Raw genomic sequence first — 12,908 nt, 5'->3', positions numbered from 1 at the left:
GAGCCGGCGTGCCGGCGATAGCCGCCACGCCGCTTGCGAACGCCCATGAAAAAGCCCCGACTCTCGCGAGCCGGGGCTTTTTCATGGTGCAGGGGGTAAGGCTGGCTTACATCATGCCGCCCATGCCACCCATGCCGCCCATGTCAGGCATGCCAGCAGCTGGCTTGTCTTCCGGCAGGTCAGCAACCATGGCTTCGGTGGTGATCATCAGACCGCCGATCGAAGCTGCAGCTTGCAGAGCCGAACGGGTGACCTTGGCTGGGTCCAGGATACCCATCTCGATCATGTCGCCGTATTCGCCAGTAGCAGCGTTGTAGCCGTAGTTGCCCGAACCTTGCTTAACCTTGTCAGCGACAACGCTTGGCTCGTCGCCGGCGTTGGCAGTGATCTGGCGCAGCGGCGCTTCGACCGAACGGCGCAGCAGCGCGATACCGACGTTCTGGTCTTCGTTGTCGCCCTTGAGGTCGGCAACGGCTTGCAGGGCGCGAACCAGCGCAACACCACCGCCAGGCACTACGCCTTCTTCGACGGCTGCACGGGTAGCGTGCAGGGCGTCTTCGACGCGGGCTTTCTTCTCTTTCATTTCAACTTCGGTGCCAGCACCGACCTTGATCACGGCAACACCGCCAGCCAGTTTGGCCAGACGCTCTTGCAGCTTCTCACGGTCGTAGTCCGAAGAGGTTTCTTCGATCTGGGCACGGATCTGCTTGACGCGTGCTTCGATGTCAGCGTCGGCGCCAGCGCCGTCGATGATGGTGGTGTTTTCCTTGGACAGGATGACGCGCTTGGCGTTACCCAGGTGCTCCAGGGTAGTGGTTTCCAGGGTCAGACCGATTTCTTCGGAGATGACCTGGCCGCCAGTCAGGGTGGCGATGTCCTGCAGCATGGCCTTGCGGCGGTCGCCGAAGCCAGGTGCCTTGACCGCAGCAACCTTGACGATACCGCGCATGTTGTTGACCACCAGGGTAGCCAGGGCTTCGCCTTCGACGTCTTCGGCAACGATCAGCAGAGGACGGCCGGCCTTGGCAACGGCTTCCAGAACTGGCAGCAGCTCGCGGATGTTGGAGATCTTCTTGTCGACCAGCAGCAGCAGCGGGCCTTCCAGCTCGGCAACCATGGTGTCTGGCTTGTTGACGAAGTACGGCGACAGGTAGCCACGGTCGAACTGCATGCCTTCTACGACGGACAGTTCGTTTTCCAGGCCCGAGCCTTCTTCAACGGTGATCACGCCTTCTTTGCCGACTTTTTCCATGGCTTCGGCGATGATTTCACCGATGGAGGTGTCGGAGTTGGCGGAGATGGTACCTACCTGGGCGATGGCCTTGGAGTCAGCGCATGGCTTGGACAGGTTCTTCAGCTCGGCGACGATGGCAGCGGTGGCCTTGTCGATGCCGCGCTTGAGGTCCATCGGGTTCATGCCGGCAGCGACGGCCTTCAGGCCTTCGTTGACGATGGCCTGAGCCAGAACGGTGGCGGTGGTGGTGCCGTCACCGGCAGCGTCGTTGGCCTTGGAAGCCACTTCTTTGACCAACTGGGCGCCCATGTTTTCGAAGGCGTCTTTCAGTTCGATTTCCTTGGCAACCGAAACACCGTCTTTGGTGATGGTCGGAGCGCCGAAGCTCTTGGCCAGGACAACGTTACGGCCTTTCGGGCCCAGGGTCGCTTTTACCGCGTCAGCCAGAACGTTGACGCCAACCAGCATTTTCTTACGGGCGGAATCGCCGAATTTTACGTCTTTAGCAGCCATGATCGTTTAATCCTTGAAATTCTTTGGAGTAACGGGAAGTCGGGGAAATTAGCCTTCAACGACGGCGAGGATTTCGTTCTCGCTCATCACCAGCAGGTCTTCGCCATCGACTTTCACGGTGTTGCTGCCCGAGTAAGGGCCGAAAACCACTTTGTCACCCACTTTGACGGCCAGTGCACGTACTTCGCCGTTGTCCAGGATGCGACCGGTGCCCACGGCGACAACTTCGCCGCGGTTTGGTTTTTCAGCGGCCGAACCCGGCAGGACGATACCGCCAGCGGTTTTCGATTCTTCTTCGCTGCGACGGATGACTACGCGGTCATGCAGAGGACGAAGCTTCATTGTCGATCTCTCCCAAATTGTGGTTTTCATCGGCCGGTGTCGACACCGGCGGGTTGATACGATCCGGCGTAGCCGGGAGTGGCCCGCTTGGAGCGAACCACCTGTGTAATGTCTGGTGTCACCACCAGAAACCTTGCGGTGACCACATACATGAGGCCGTCATATTCAATTACAAGGTTTGCCATGGAAAATTTTTTATCAGACCACCAGGTGACCCAGAAACCGGCGCCGCTGCGGTGCCCCTTTCACGACACAAGGCCGCTCCTGCGGACGATTGCCGGAGCGGCCCTGGTGTCGTGAAGGGGGCCAACAGCGACCCTGGATCTTATTTGTCGCGGCGCTCGTACTCACCCTCGATCACATTGGGGCGATGGCCTGCATCGTTGGGTCGAGCCTGGAACGGGTCATCCTGGAAGGCTCGCTGGCGCATGGCCTGGGCCTCGGCCCGCTCGCGCATCTTGCGCGCGGCCAGGTGGCGGGTGAAAGGCAGCAGGCACAAAAGGCCCAGCACGTCGCTGATGAAGCCAGGCAGCAACAGCAGGCCACCACCGACGGCCAGCATCAGGCCCTGGAACATGTCCTCAGCGGGCAGTTCGCCGCGCTGCAGGCTTTCACGGGCACGCAAGGCGGTGGCCAGACCGGCCACGCGAATGACCAGCACACCCAGTGCAGAACCGGCGATGATCAACAGCAACGCCGGGAAGAAACCGATCGCCGCGCTGACCTTGACGAAGACGAACAGCTCCAGCACGGGAAAAATCAGAAACAGCAGTAGAAAAGCACGCATCAAGTGTTCCTCGACGGAAGACAATCTCCCAGTAAGAACCTCAAATGGATGCGTTTGCTCGCCTTTTCAACCCTCGATTTCTGTCGCGACCGGCCATTGGTCGGCGCGAGCCAGCAACACCAAGGCTTCGCGGACTTGTGTCGGGGTGTTGCAAGTGCTGGGGAAAGGCAACCAGTGAACACCCTGCCCGATGCGCAAGTGCATGCCTTCGCTGTCGATGCCGACCATTTCCGGCGTCGCGCTGCGCGGCAGGCCGCTGAGCTCGACATAGTGGGCGATGGCGTTGGCATGATCGCTGTTCATGTGCGCGATCATGCTGGCCTCGGCCTTGCCCACGAACGGGTTGGCCAGGGTTATCTGGTCCAGCCAATGGATGGCGCCGAAGCCGCCGATGTAGCGATGGCGCACAGGCTGCAACACCCAGAAGTCGAAATCGTGGGCTTTATGGTAATTGGCGGCTTCGGGGAAGTAGCGGTAGTAGCGCTCGGCCGCAGCCTCGATCTCGGCCTCAGCCACCAGCTTGTGGGCCTGGGCCATGACCGTCAGGCGCCCAACGGCCTGCACGTCCTCGGCATCGCGTTCACCGACCAGCAGCGAGCACTTGGGGTCTTTCTGCAGGTTGTGGGTGTGCTGGGCGATGCGACTGATGAGGATCAACGGATTGCCCTGGGCGTCCAGGCAGTACGGTACCACCGAGCCAAAGGGATAGCCCGGCATGGACTTGGAATGGGTCGAGAGCACGCCGCGGTATTCCTTGAGCAGCAGTTCGCGGGCGGGACGAATGGCGTTGGTACTCACGAAGGGCACTCCTGGCGGTGATAGGGATGGGGGACAAGATAAGCACTATCGAAGCCGGGTGCCACAATCAGGCGAAGGAACGCCGCAGCCTACCAGGCGACGCCGAAGCCTGCGGTGTAGCGGGTCTTGTCCAGGTCACTTTCACGCGTGCCGCTGATGACGTCCTTTTCCGCCTTGAGGTTGAGCGAGGCCCATTCGGTCACCTTGTAACGAAGCCCCAGTTCGGCATCCAGCGAGTAGTTGGCCACGCCCCCCAGGGGCTTGCCGACCTCACCGTTGGTGAACAACTCGACCCGCTTGCCGATCAGGTAGCGGTTGTAGTCCCACTTCACCGTCGTGGAATAGAAGTTGTCCTTGCCGCCGTCGCGGTATTCGAAATCGGTGCGGTTGACCAGGGTGCTCAAGGAGAATGCACCCAACTCGTCGTCCCAGAACTGGTAACCCGGGCCCGTACCCACGGTCCGCTGGCGAGCCAGGTCTTCGATATGGTCGCGTTTGTATTCCAAACGCCCCTTCCAGAACCACTTCTCGGTGATGAAGCGGTCCAGTGCGTATTCGGCACTCCAGTTGTTGGTGGTGGTGACGTCGTCCTTGGTCTCGCGGTTGTACTCGCCTTCGGCATTGTGCCGCCAACGCCCATGGCGACCGGTGGTCTTGAAGCTGACGTCATAATCGTCGCTGTCGGACTCAGCGCGCTTGTAGTCCATGGCGACGTCGATGTTGCCTTTCCACAGAAGGTCCTCGACCACCGGCTTGGGCTTCATGATCTGCTCGATGCTGGCCAGGTCGACGGTCTTGGGTGCTTCGCCATTGGCCAGGGTGACCTTGCCAGGCTCGGCAGCCTTGAGCGACTTGGCCTTTTCACCGGTGTAGGCGTCTTGCTTGACCAGCAGCTCCTGATCACTTTCGAGGGTCTGGACCTGTTTCCAGTCCAGGGCAATGGAGCCGCCGTATGGCGTTTCGAGCAGCAGCTTGCCGCCGTCGAACACCTTGATCTTGCCACTGAGCCGGTCGCCGTTCTTCATCCACACGGTATCGGCGAACGCAGGAGCGGCGCACAGGGAAACGGCAAGCAGGCACAACACGAATCTAGAATGCATAAGCGGACTATGGGTTCGATTTGACGAAAAAAGCCGGGCATTATCCAGATACCCACGACCAGAGCAAGGACAGACACAGACCATGCCGATGAGTTCAACTCTCATTTACCCCGACCACTCATCCGGTTTCATCCGTAGCGCAGGGCAGCCCTGATGTCTGGCGAAAACGCGCCTGTCCAGGACAGCCCAGACGCCCGACGAACGGCACTCTATTCGGTGCTGGGACAGGTGCCTGCCGGCAAGGTCGTAAGCTACGGCCAACTGGCCGAGCTGGCAGGACTGGGACGCGCAGCGCGTTGGGTCGGACGCACATTGGGGCAACTGCCCGCCGACACTCGCCTGCCATGGCACCGTGTCTTGGGTTCGGGCGGCCGCCTGAGCTTGGCGCTGGGCACGCCTTCGGGCGATGAACAGCGCGCCCGACTGCGCGCGGAAGGTGTGAATGTGACCAATAATCGTGTGGATATGACGCGCCATGGCTGGCGCCCGATGGAGCACAGCGGTTAGAGTGCGCGCTTTGTTTTCGCAATTTTGAGGCAGATGTTGGCCCATGCCCCGTAAAACCTGGCGCGCTGCGCTCGCTGCCTATGCCAGCCCGTCAACCTTGGTGCTTTTGCTGCTCGGCTTCGCCGCCGGTCTGCCCTACATGCTGGTGTTCTCGACGCTGTCGGTGTGGTTGCGCGAAGCGGGTGTGGCCCGCGAGACCATTGGTTACGCCAGCCTGATCGGCCTGGCCTATGCCTTCAAGTGGGTCTGGTCGCCGCTGCTCGACCAATGGCGCCTGCCGTTGCTCGGTGGCCTTGGCCGCCGCCGCTCATGGCTGTTGCTGTCGCAGAGCCTGGTGGTCATCGGCCTGGTGGGCATGAGCCTGTGCGACCCACAGCAGCACCTGTCGTGGCTGATTGCACTGGCGGTGCTGGTGGCATTCGCCTCCGCCACCCAGGACATCGCCGTCGACGCCTATCGTCTGGAAATCGCCGACGACCAACGTCAGGCTGCCCTGGCCGCCAGCTACATGGCGGGTTACCGCGTCGCAGCGCTGCTGGCCACCGCGGGCGCGCTTTTCTTCGCCGAATGGTTCGGCTCCACGGGCTTCAGCTACCTGCACAAGGCCTGGGCTGGGACCTACATCCTGTTCGGCGTGATGATGCTTCCGGCAGTGTTCACCACCCTGGTGATGCGCGAACCTCCAGTCCCCCTGCGCACCCAGCTGTCTGCGGCACGCTACGGGCTGGTTCACCAGCTGGCGTCGGTGTTCGTGCTGATCATCCTGCTGGTGTCGGTACCCGCCAGTTTCACCCAGCTGTTCAACACCGACTGGGCCAGCGTGATCTTCGGTGATGCCACCCCGCTCGACCTGCTGCTGGAAGACCGTGCCTTCCTGCGCCTGATTCTCTACGTGCTGCTGACCTGGGCCTGCCTGTCGTCCCTGGGCCGCCGAGGCCTGGCGCCAGTGCTCACGCCGGTCAACGACTTCATCGCCCGTTATCGCTGGCAGGCCCTGTTGCTGCTTGGCCTGATCGCAACCTACCGCATGTCGGACACGGTCATGGGGGTGATGGCCAACGTGTTCTACATCGACATGGGCTTCACAAAGGACCAGATCGCCAGTGTCAGCAAGATCTTCGGCCTGATCATGACCCTGGTGGGCGCGGGGATCGGCGGCTTGCTGATCGTGCGATTCGGCATCCTGCCGATCCTGTTCATCGGTGGCGTGGCCTCGGCGGCAACCAACATCCTGTTCCTGATGCTGGCGGACATGGGGCCGAACCTCGAAATGCTGGTGGTCACCATCTCGCTGGACAACTTCAGCTCCGGCATGGCGACTTCGGCATTCGTCGCCTACCTGTCGAGCCTGACCAACCTCAAGTTCTCGGCCACCCAGTACGCCCTGCTGAGCTCGATCATGCTGTTGCTGCCACGCCTGATTGGCGGGTATTCCGGCGTGATGGTGGAGAAGTTCGGCTACCACGACTTCTTCCTGATCACTGCCTTGCTTGGGGTGCCGACGCTGATTCTGATCGCGCTGCAGTGGCATCAGGAAGTGGGGCGTGGCAAGCAGGTGCCGGCGGAGAATTCAGCGGCCGAACGGCCCTGAGGCGGGTACCGATTCAACGGATCCTATCGCCGGCAAGCCGGCTCCTGCCGGTGACCACCTGGCTGGCGATAGGGGCATGAGTATTACTGAGCGACCGCCCCTTCCCCAGGCCGTCCACCCACCACGAACCACAGCGGCCAAAGCGCCAGCGCCCCGGCTGCACCCGCGGCCAGGGCAAAGTGCAGCAGGCTGGCGCCCGCCCCGATCATCGCCAATACCGCCCCGCCCAGTCCCAGTAAAGCGATGGTGATCATCCCCAGCATCGCCGACACCAGCCCTTTGCTCTGCTCGCTGGCGAACAACGTCATGCGATACAGCACCGCATTGGCCACCCCCAGCCCCAGCGCATACAAGGACATGCCTGCGACCACGCTGGTCACGGTAGGCCAGTACCAGGTCGCCACGGCCATCAGGCACAGACCGGCCAGGTAAGGCCATAGCGCGCCCCGCACCAGTGCTGGCAGCGGGTAGCGGTCGGCGATGCGGTTGATGATCAGGTTACCCAGGATCAAACCGCCAAACACCGGCAACTGCCACAGGGCATACGCCATCGTGCTCAGCCCTTCGTCGTGGATCAGCAACACCGGCGACAGGCCAATCCAGCCGATCAGAGGCAGGCCGACAAGGCCAAGCGCGGCACTACCAGCGACGAAGCGGCGGTTACTCAGTAGTTGGGCGTAGCCCGCCAGCAACGGCAGCAAGTGGATCGGCGTGAACGCCAGGCGCGAGCCATCGCGACGCTCGACGCCCAGGGTTTCCGGCATCAACCGGTGCAACAGCACCCACGTCAGCACCGCACCAACCGCGAAGGCGACGAACAGGTAACGCCAGTCCAGCCATTGCAACAGCAGCGTGCCCACCAGCGGGCCGAGCAATGGCGACAGCAGGGCGATATTGGCCAACAGGGCCATCATCCGCACCGCATCCGCTTCGCTAAAGGCTTCGTTCAGGGCTGGATAACTGACCGTGACCACGAAGCCAAGGCCGATGCCCTGCAACAGGCGTAGCAGGTTGAACAGGCCAATGTCGTTCACCCAGAAGGTCGCCAGGCAAGCCACGCCGAAGAAGGCGCAACCGGCCAACAGCAGGGGGCGACGCCCGTAGCGGTCGGCCAATGGACCGATCAGCCACTGCAGGACCACACCACCGAGCAGGTAGAGGTTCAGGGCGTGAGGTATGTATTCGGGGCTGGCGTTCAAATGATCGACCACCACCGGCATGGCAGGCATGACCGCATCGCTGGCCAGGTAAGTCAGCAGCTCGAACAGGGCAAGGGTCAGGCCGAACAGCAGGGCCCTGAGGGGGGGGATGTACAACAATGGCTTCATGGTGGGTATCGGGTGGAAATAGCTTGGGCCAGCCTATATGCCAGAAACGGCGAGCTTTGGCTGTGAACAAGTGTAACGGTGGAAAAACAGAAACCGCCCCGCAGGTAGCAGCCATACGCTGTACCCGTCGGAGCGGCCTCGTGTCGCGAGTGGGCTGCACAGCAGCCCCTTGCACTGGTAGCTTACGACGCCACCGTCTCCTGCACCACGCGAATGACGCGCTGCGGGAACGGAATGTCGATACCCTCAGCCTTCAACCGGTCACGGGCATGCTCGTTGAGCATGAACATCACGTCCCAGTAATCGGCGGTCTTGGTCCACAGACGCAGGGACACCGTGATCGAGCTGTCACCCAGCGTCGCAACTACCGCCTGCGGCGCAGGGTCGGGCAGCACGCGAGGGTCTTGCGCCAGCTCCAGCAGCACATTACGCGCCTTCTGCAGGTCGGCCTCGTAGTCCACGCCGACATCGAACACCACCTTGCGGGTAGGCTGACGGTTGGTGTTGGTGATGATGCCATTGGACAGGCTGCCGTTGGGCATGATCACGGTCTTGTTGTCACCGGTACGCAGCACGGTGTGGAAGATCTGGATGCTGTCGACGGTGCCACTGACACCCTGAGCTTCGATCCAGTCGCCAATTCGGAATGGGCGGAACATCAGAATCAGCACGCCGCCGGCGAAGTTCGCCAGGCTACCTTGCAAGGCCAGGCCAATGGCCAGGCCAGCGGCACCGATAGCCGCAACGAACGAGGTGGTCTCGATGCCGATCATCGACGCCACGCTGACGACCAGCAGCACCTTGAGTACGATGTTGGCCAAGGTGCTGATGAAGCTTTGCAGCGCCACATCGGCCCGCAGCCCCACCAGTTTGCCCAGCCGCGCACTGAGCTTGTTGATCAACCACCAGCCGATGGCCAGGGTCAACAGCGCCAGCAAGAGGCGGCTGCCGTACTCCATGATCAAGGGAATCCAGGTCTGCGATTGGCGGACCAGCTGATCGACTTCAGCGTTCAAATCCATATTCATCTCCTGATGCCGAGCGGCAATTGCACAGTAAAACGGTCCGCGGAGCGTTCAGCGGCCGCAGGAACCGGTGGACATCAATACGCCACCAAGGTTCCTGCGCCGGACAGATCAATCGCGGAAGTTGTTGAACTGCAGCGGCATGTCGAATTCCTTGGTGCGCAGCAGGGCGATCGCTTCCTGCAGGTCGTCACGCTTCTTGCCGGTGACGCGTACCTGCTCGCCCTGGATGGCAGCCTGGACCTTCAGCTTGCCGTCCTTGATGGTAGCGACGATCTTCTTGGCCAAGTCTTTGTCGATACCTTCGCGGAACTTGGTTTCCTGCTTCATTTCCTTGCCCGAAGGATAGGCGTCCTTCACTTCCAGGCACTTTACGTCGATCTTGCGCTTGACCAGGGCCAGGCGCAGGATCTCGACCATCGCCTCAAGCTGGAACTCGGCTTCGGCGGTCAAAAGCACGGTCTGCTCCTTTTCCTTGAACTCGAAGCTGCCCTTGCCCTTGAGGTCGTAGCGACGGTCCAATTCCTTGATGGCGTTGTCGACAGCGTTCTGCACTTCGTGCTTGTCCAGTTCCGATACCACGTCGAACGAAGGCATGTTGTTCTCCAAAATAAAAGCGCGCTCGGCGTGAAGATGGAGCGCGCGGGGTTTGACGGTTAAAATGCGAGCTCATTATAACGGGTTGCGAAACGCAGATGAGCAGCACCTGGCATATTCTCGGCGCCGGCAGCCTCGGCAGCCTGTGGGCCTGCCGCCTGGCACGGGCAGGCAAGGCAGTACGGTTGATCCTGCGCGATGAGCGTCGCCTGAAGGCTTATCAGCAAGCCGGAGGGCTGACCCTGCTCGAGCAGGACCTCTCGAACCGTTACGCGATACCCGCCGAAACCGCTGCGGCCCACGGGCCGATCCACCGCCTGCTGGTCGCCTGCAAGGCGTATGACGCCGCGCCAGCCGTCGCTCACCTGGCGCCCAGGCTGGCCGAAGGCGCAGAAATCGTGCTGCTGCAAAATGGCCTGGGTAGCCAGGATGAGGTGGCCGACCAGGTCCCCCATGCCCGGTGCATCTTCGCCTCGAGCACCGAAGGCGCGTTCCGTGAGGATGATTGGCGGGTCCGCTTTGCCGGCCATGGTTTCAACTGGCTGGGCGACCCGGTCAACCCCAGCACGCCGGAATGGTTCGATGACCTGCATGAGGCGGGGATTCCCGCCGAATGGACGGTGGATATCCTTACCCGGCTGTGGCGCAAACTCGCGCTGAACTGCGCCATCAACCCGCTGACCGTGCTGCATGATTGTCACAACGGCGGGTTGCTGGGGCATCTGCCGGAAGTCGACGCCGTTTGCGCCGAGCTGGGCGCGCTGCTGTGCCATTGCGGTCAGCCCCAGGCAGCGGAAAACCTCGATGAAGAAGTACAGCGGGTGATCCTCGCCACCGCCGCCAACTACTCTTCCATGTATCAGGATGTGCGGGCCGGCCGACGTACCGAGGTGCATTACCTGCTCGGCCATGCATGCCGGGTCGCCACCCGTCATGGCGTAGCCCTGCCGCAGCTGGAACAGTTGCACCAGCGCCTGGTCGATAACCTGCAGGCCCGCGGCTTGCCCAGCGCCTGACGCTGGCCATTGAACCCGATACGGACATTGCCTTGCCCATGACCCTGCGCCAACGCCTGGAAAACCTCCCGGTAGGTCAGAAACTGCTGGCTGCCCTGCTGGTACTGCTGGTCACCATATTGCTGGTGGCCAACCTGACGTTCATCAGCGCCGCCTACTGGATCACCCAGGAGAGCATGGCGCCCCAGGCACTGCAGACCATCGGCCGGCTGGTGGCCAACCCCCAGCTGTCGACCCGCGCGGGCGATAGCCCGGAGTCGGCCAGCGCCCTGCTCAAGGAACTGGACAGCTACACCCCTCTGCGCGCCGCCGCGATCTACGGCGGTGACGGCCGCATGCTCGCGCAGCTCCAGCATGGCGACCCACTGACCTTGCCCAAGCGCTACCGCAATATCGACGGTTGGCGGCTGATGGAGTTTCGCAGTACGCAACTGATCCGCATCCCCCGGGACGCCAGTCCGCCAGCCCACCTGCTGCTGGTGGCCAGCAGCGAGCTACCGACCGCTTTCTACACCGGCACGCTCAGCGCCAGCCTGGCCATCCTGATATTCAGTATCCTGTTGTGGGTGGTCATCGCCAGACAGATCAAGCGGCTGATCACACAGCCGATCAACCAGCTCGAGGAACTCAGCCGCCAGGTCACCCGCGAAGAGAGCTACGCCCTGCGTGCCAAGCGGGGCAACGAGGACGAGATCGGCAGTCTGGCCGAAGCCTTTAACACCATGTTGTCGCGCATCGAGGCGCGAGAGCAGCAACTCAAGCGCGCCCGAGATGAATTCCAGACGGCCTATGACCAGGCCCAGGGTCTTGCCGAGGAAACCCGCCACACCAACCGTAAACTGGAACTGGAAGTTCAGGTACGCAGCAAGATCGAGAAAAAGCTCACCGGCTTCCAGAACTACCTCAACAGCATCATTGACTCGATGCCATCGGCCCTGATCGCCCTGGACGAGCAGCTCTACGTCACCCAATGGAACCATGAGGCCACGGTGCTCTCCGGCACGCCCCTGGACGAAGCACTGAACCAGCCGATCTTCATCGCCTTCGAGCCGCTCAAGCCCTTCCTGCCGCAGCTCAAGGAAAGCGTCGAGAAGCACCGCGTAGCCAAGATAGAGCGGGTCACCTGGCCCAAGGGGGACGACCTGCGCCATTACGCGTTGACGTTCTACCCGTTGATGGGCGGCGGCGGCCGCGGCGTGGTGATCCGCATCGACGACATCACTCAACGCCTGTCACTGGAAGAAATGATGGTGCAGTCGGAGAAGATGCTGTCGGTCGGCGGCCTGGCCGCAGGCATGGCCCATGAGATCAACAACCCGTTGGGCGCCATCCTGCACAACGTGCAGAACATCCGACGGCGCCTGTCGCCAGAGCTGCCCCGTAACCAGGAGCAAGCCAGCGAGCTGGGCATCGACCTGTCCAACGTCAATCGCTATCTGGAGAGCCGCGACGTTCCTCAGTTACTCGACGGCATCCAGCAGGCCGGCACGCGTGCGGCGAAGATCGTTACCCACATGCTCAGCTTCAGTCGCCGCAGCAATCGGCAACTGGCGCCGTGCGACCTGCCCGCCTTGATCGATCAGGCAGTGGACATCGCCAGCAACGACTTCGACCTCACCATCGGTTTCGACTTCAAAGGACAAGCCATCGTCCGCCAGTTCGACCCTGAGCTGGGGCCGGTCCCTTGCACCGCCAACGAGCTCGAACAGGTACTGCTCAACCTGCTGAAGAACGCCGCCCAGGCGATTCACCAGCGCCCGCAACCTTGCGAACCCGGACGCATCACGCTGCGTACCCGGCTCAATCCGCCTTGGGCGGAAATCCAAGTGGAAGACAACGGCATCGGCATGCCCGAAACAGTGCGCAAGCGCATGTTCGAGCCCTTCTTCACCACCAAGGAAGTGGGCCAGGGTACAGGCCTTGGGTTGTCGGTCTCTTATTTCATCATCACCAACAACCACAAAGGGCAGATGGAGGTGCAGTCCACGCCGGGCCAAGGCACCTGCTTCACTCTGCGCCTGCCCCTCGGCCAGCCGACCACGGCGGCGCCAGGCACAACGGAGGCATGAC

12 protein-coding genes are annotated in these 12,908 nt (G+C 61.9%); 4 read left to right on the top strand and 8 right to left on the bottom strand.

The window, feature by feature from the left end; translation table 11 throughout:
* Positions 1-106: 106 nt before the first annotated feature.
* The 5 genes from groL to IF103_RS04600 form a co-directional block, all read right to left on the bottom strand.
* A complete protein-coding gene (groL, locus tag IF103_RS04620) occupies positions 107-1,747 on the bottom strand; it encodes a chaperonin GroEL (protein WP_023378856.1) in 1,641 nt (546 codons plus the stop codon).
* 48 nt (positions 1,748-1,795) lie between these two features.
* Positions 1,796-2,089, bottom strand: coding sequence for a co-chaperone GroES (locus IF103_RS04615; RefSeq protein WP_009395550.1), 294 nt, complete (start codon positions 2,087-2,089; stop codon positions 1,796-1,798).
* 325 nt (positions 2,090-2,414) lie between these two features.
* Positions 2,415-2,876, bottom strand: coding sequence for an FxsA family protein (locus IF103_RS04610; RefSeq protein WP_023378855.1), 462 nt, complete (start codon positions 2,874-2,876; stop codon positions 2,415-2,417).
* A 66-nt stretch (positions 2,877-2,942) separates the two neighbouring features.
* Positions 2,943-3,674 (bottom strand): HugZ family pyridoxamine 5'-phosphate oxidase, encoded by a 732-nt coding sequence (locus IF103_RS04605; protein WP_023378854.1) that lies wholly within the window; start codon positions 3,672-3,674, stop codon positions 2,943-2,945.
* Positions 3,675-3,763: 89 nt separating this feature from the next.
* The gene (locus tag IF103_RS04600) at positions 3,764-4,774 is read right to left on the bottom strand and encodes a DUF481 domain-containing protein (RefSeq protein WP_202675896.1); all 1,011 of its coding nucleotides are present in this window, start codon (positions 4,772-4,774) and stop codon (positions 3,764-3,766) included.
* Between the two features lie 153 nt (positions 4,775-4,927).
* Here IF103_RS04600 and IF103_RS04595 point away from each other — a divergent pair, with 153 nt between their 5' ends.
* Together IF103_RS04595 and IF103_RS04590 are read left to right on the top strand one after the other, a co-directional pair.
* Positions 4,928-5,281, top strand: coding sequence for an MGMT family protein (locus tag IF103_RS04595; RefSeq protein ID WP_023378852.1), 354 nt, complete (start codon positions 4,928-4,930; stop codon positions 5,279-5,281).
* Positions 5,282-5,324: 43 nt separating this feature from the next.
* Positions 5,325-6,872 carry an AmpG family muropeptide MFS transporter gene (locus tag IF103_RS04590; protein WP_023378851.1) on the top strand — a complete coding sequence of 516 codons (1,548 nt, stop codon included), beginning with the start codon at positions 5,325-5,327 and terminating at the stop codon, positions 6,870-6,872.
* Between the two features lie 83 nt (positions 6,873-6,955).
* Here the strand turns inward: IF103_RS04590 and IF103_RS04585 are convergent, their stop codons facing one another.
* The 3 genes from IF103_RS04585 to IF103_RS04575 form a co-directional block, all read right to left on the bottom strand.
* Positions 6,956-8,200 (bottom strand): MFS transporter, encoded by a 1,245-nt coding sequence (locus tag IF103_RS04585; RefSeq protein ID WP_202675895.1) that lies wholly within the window; start codon positions 8,198-8,200, stop codon positions 6,956-6,958.
* A 182-nt stretch (positions 8,201-8,382) separates the two neighbouring features.
* Positions 8,383-9,222, bottom strand: coding sequence for a mechanosensitive ion channel family protein (locus IF103_RS04580; protein WP_023378849.1), 840 nt, complete (start codon positions 9,220-9,222; stop codon positions 8,383-8,385).
* 114 nt (positions 9,223-9,336) lie between these two features.
* Entirely contained in the window at positions 9,337-9,822 is a 486-nt protein-coding gene (locus IF103_RS04575) for a YajQ family cyclic di-GMP-binding protein (RefSeq protein ID WP_023378848.1), read from the bottom strand.
* Between the two features lie 98 nt (positions 9,823-9,920).
* Here IF103_RS04575 and IF103_RS04570 point away from each other — a divergent pair, with 98 nt between their 5' ends.
* Entirely contained in the window at positions 9,921-10,838 is a 918-nt protein-coding gene (locus IF103_RS04570; RefSeq protein ID WP_023378847.1) for a putative 2-dehydropantoate 2-reductase, read from the top strand.
* Between the two features lie 38 nt (positions 10,839-10,876).
* Positions 10,877-12,907, top strand: a complete 2,031-nt coding sequence (locus IF103_RS04565; RefSeq protein ID WP_023378846.1) for a sensor histidine kinase — start codon at positions 10,877-10,879, stop codon at positions 12,905-12,907.
* Position 12,908: the final 1 nt, after the last annotated feature.

The organism is Pseudomonas sp. SK2, assembly GCF_016772395.1.
GTDB lineage: Bacteria > Pseudomonadota > Gammaproteobacteria > Pseudomonadales > Pseudomonadaceae > Aquipseudomonas > Aquipseudomonas taiwanensis.
This window is presented reverse-complemented; position numbering and strand designations above follow the sequence as displayed.

Bases quoted from the DNA above. Each gene is read 5' to 3' on its own strand.
- IF103_RS04575 (WP_023378848.1), bottom strand. From the start codon at position 9,822: ATGCCTTCGTTCGACGTGGTATCGGAACTGGACAAGCACGAAGTGCAG.
- IF103_RS04595 (WP_023378852.1), top strand. From the start codon at position 4,928: ATGTCTGGCGAAAACGCGCCTGTCCAGGACAGCCCAGACGCCCGACGA.
- IF103_RS04580 (WP_023378849.1), bottom strand. From the start codon at position 9,222: ATGGATTTGAACGCTGAAGTCGATCAGCTGGTCCGCCAATCGCAGACC.
- IF103_RS04615 (WP_009395550.1), bottom strand. From the start codon at position 2,089: ATGAAGCTTCGTCCTCTGCATGACCGCGTAGTCATCCGTCGCAGCGAA.
- groL (WP_023378856.1), bottom strand. From the start codon at position 1,747: ATGGCTGCTAAAGACGTAAAATTCGGCGATTCCGCCCGTAAGAAAATG.
- IF103_RS04570 (WP_023378847.1), top strand. From the start codon at position 9,921: ATGAGCAGCACCTGGCATATTCTCGGCGCCGGCAGCCTCGGCAGCCTG.
- IF103_RS04590 (WP_023378851.1), top strand. From the start codon at position 5,325: ATGCCCCGTAAAACCTGGCGCGCTGCGCTCGCTGCCTATGCCAGCCCG.
- IF103_RS04585 (WP_202675895.1), bottom strand. From the start codon at position 8,200: ATGAAGCCATTGTTGTACATCCCCCCCCTCAGGGCCCTGCTGTTCGGC.
- IF103_RS04610 (WP_023378855.1), bottom strand. From the start codon at position 2,876: ATGCGTGCTTTTCTACTGCTGTTTCTGATTTTTCCCGTGCTGGAGCTG.
- IF103_RS04565 (WP_023378846.1), top strand. From the start codon at position 10,877: ATGACCCTGCGCCAACGCCTGGAAAACCTCCCGGTAGGTCAGAAACTG.
- IF103_RS04600 (WP_202675896.1), bottom strand. From the start codon at position 4,774: ATGCATTCTAGATTCGTGTTGTGCCTGCTTGCCGTTTCCCTGTGCGCC.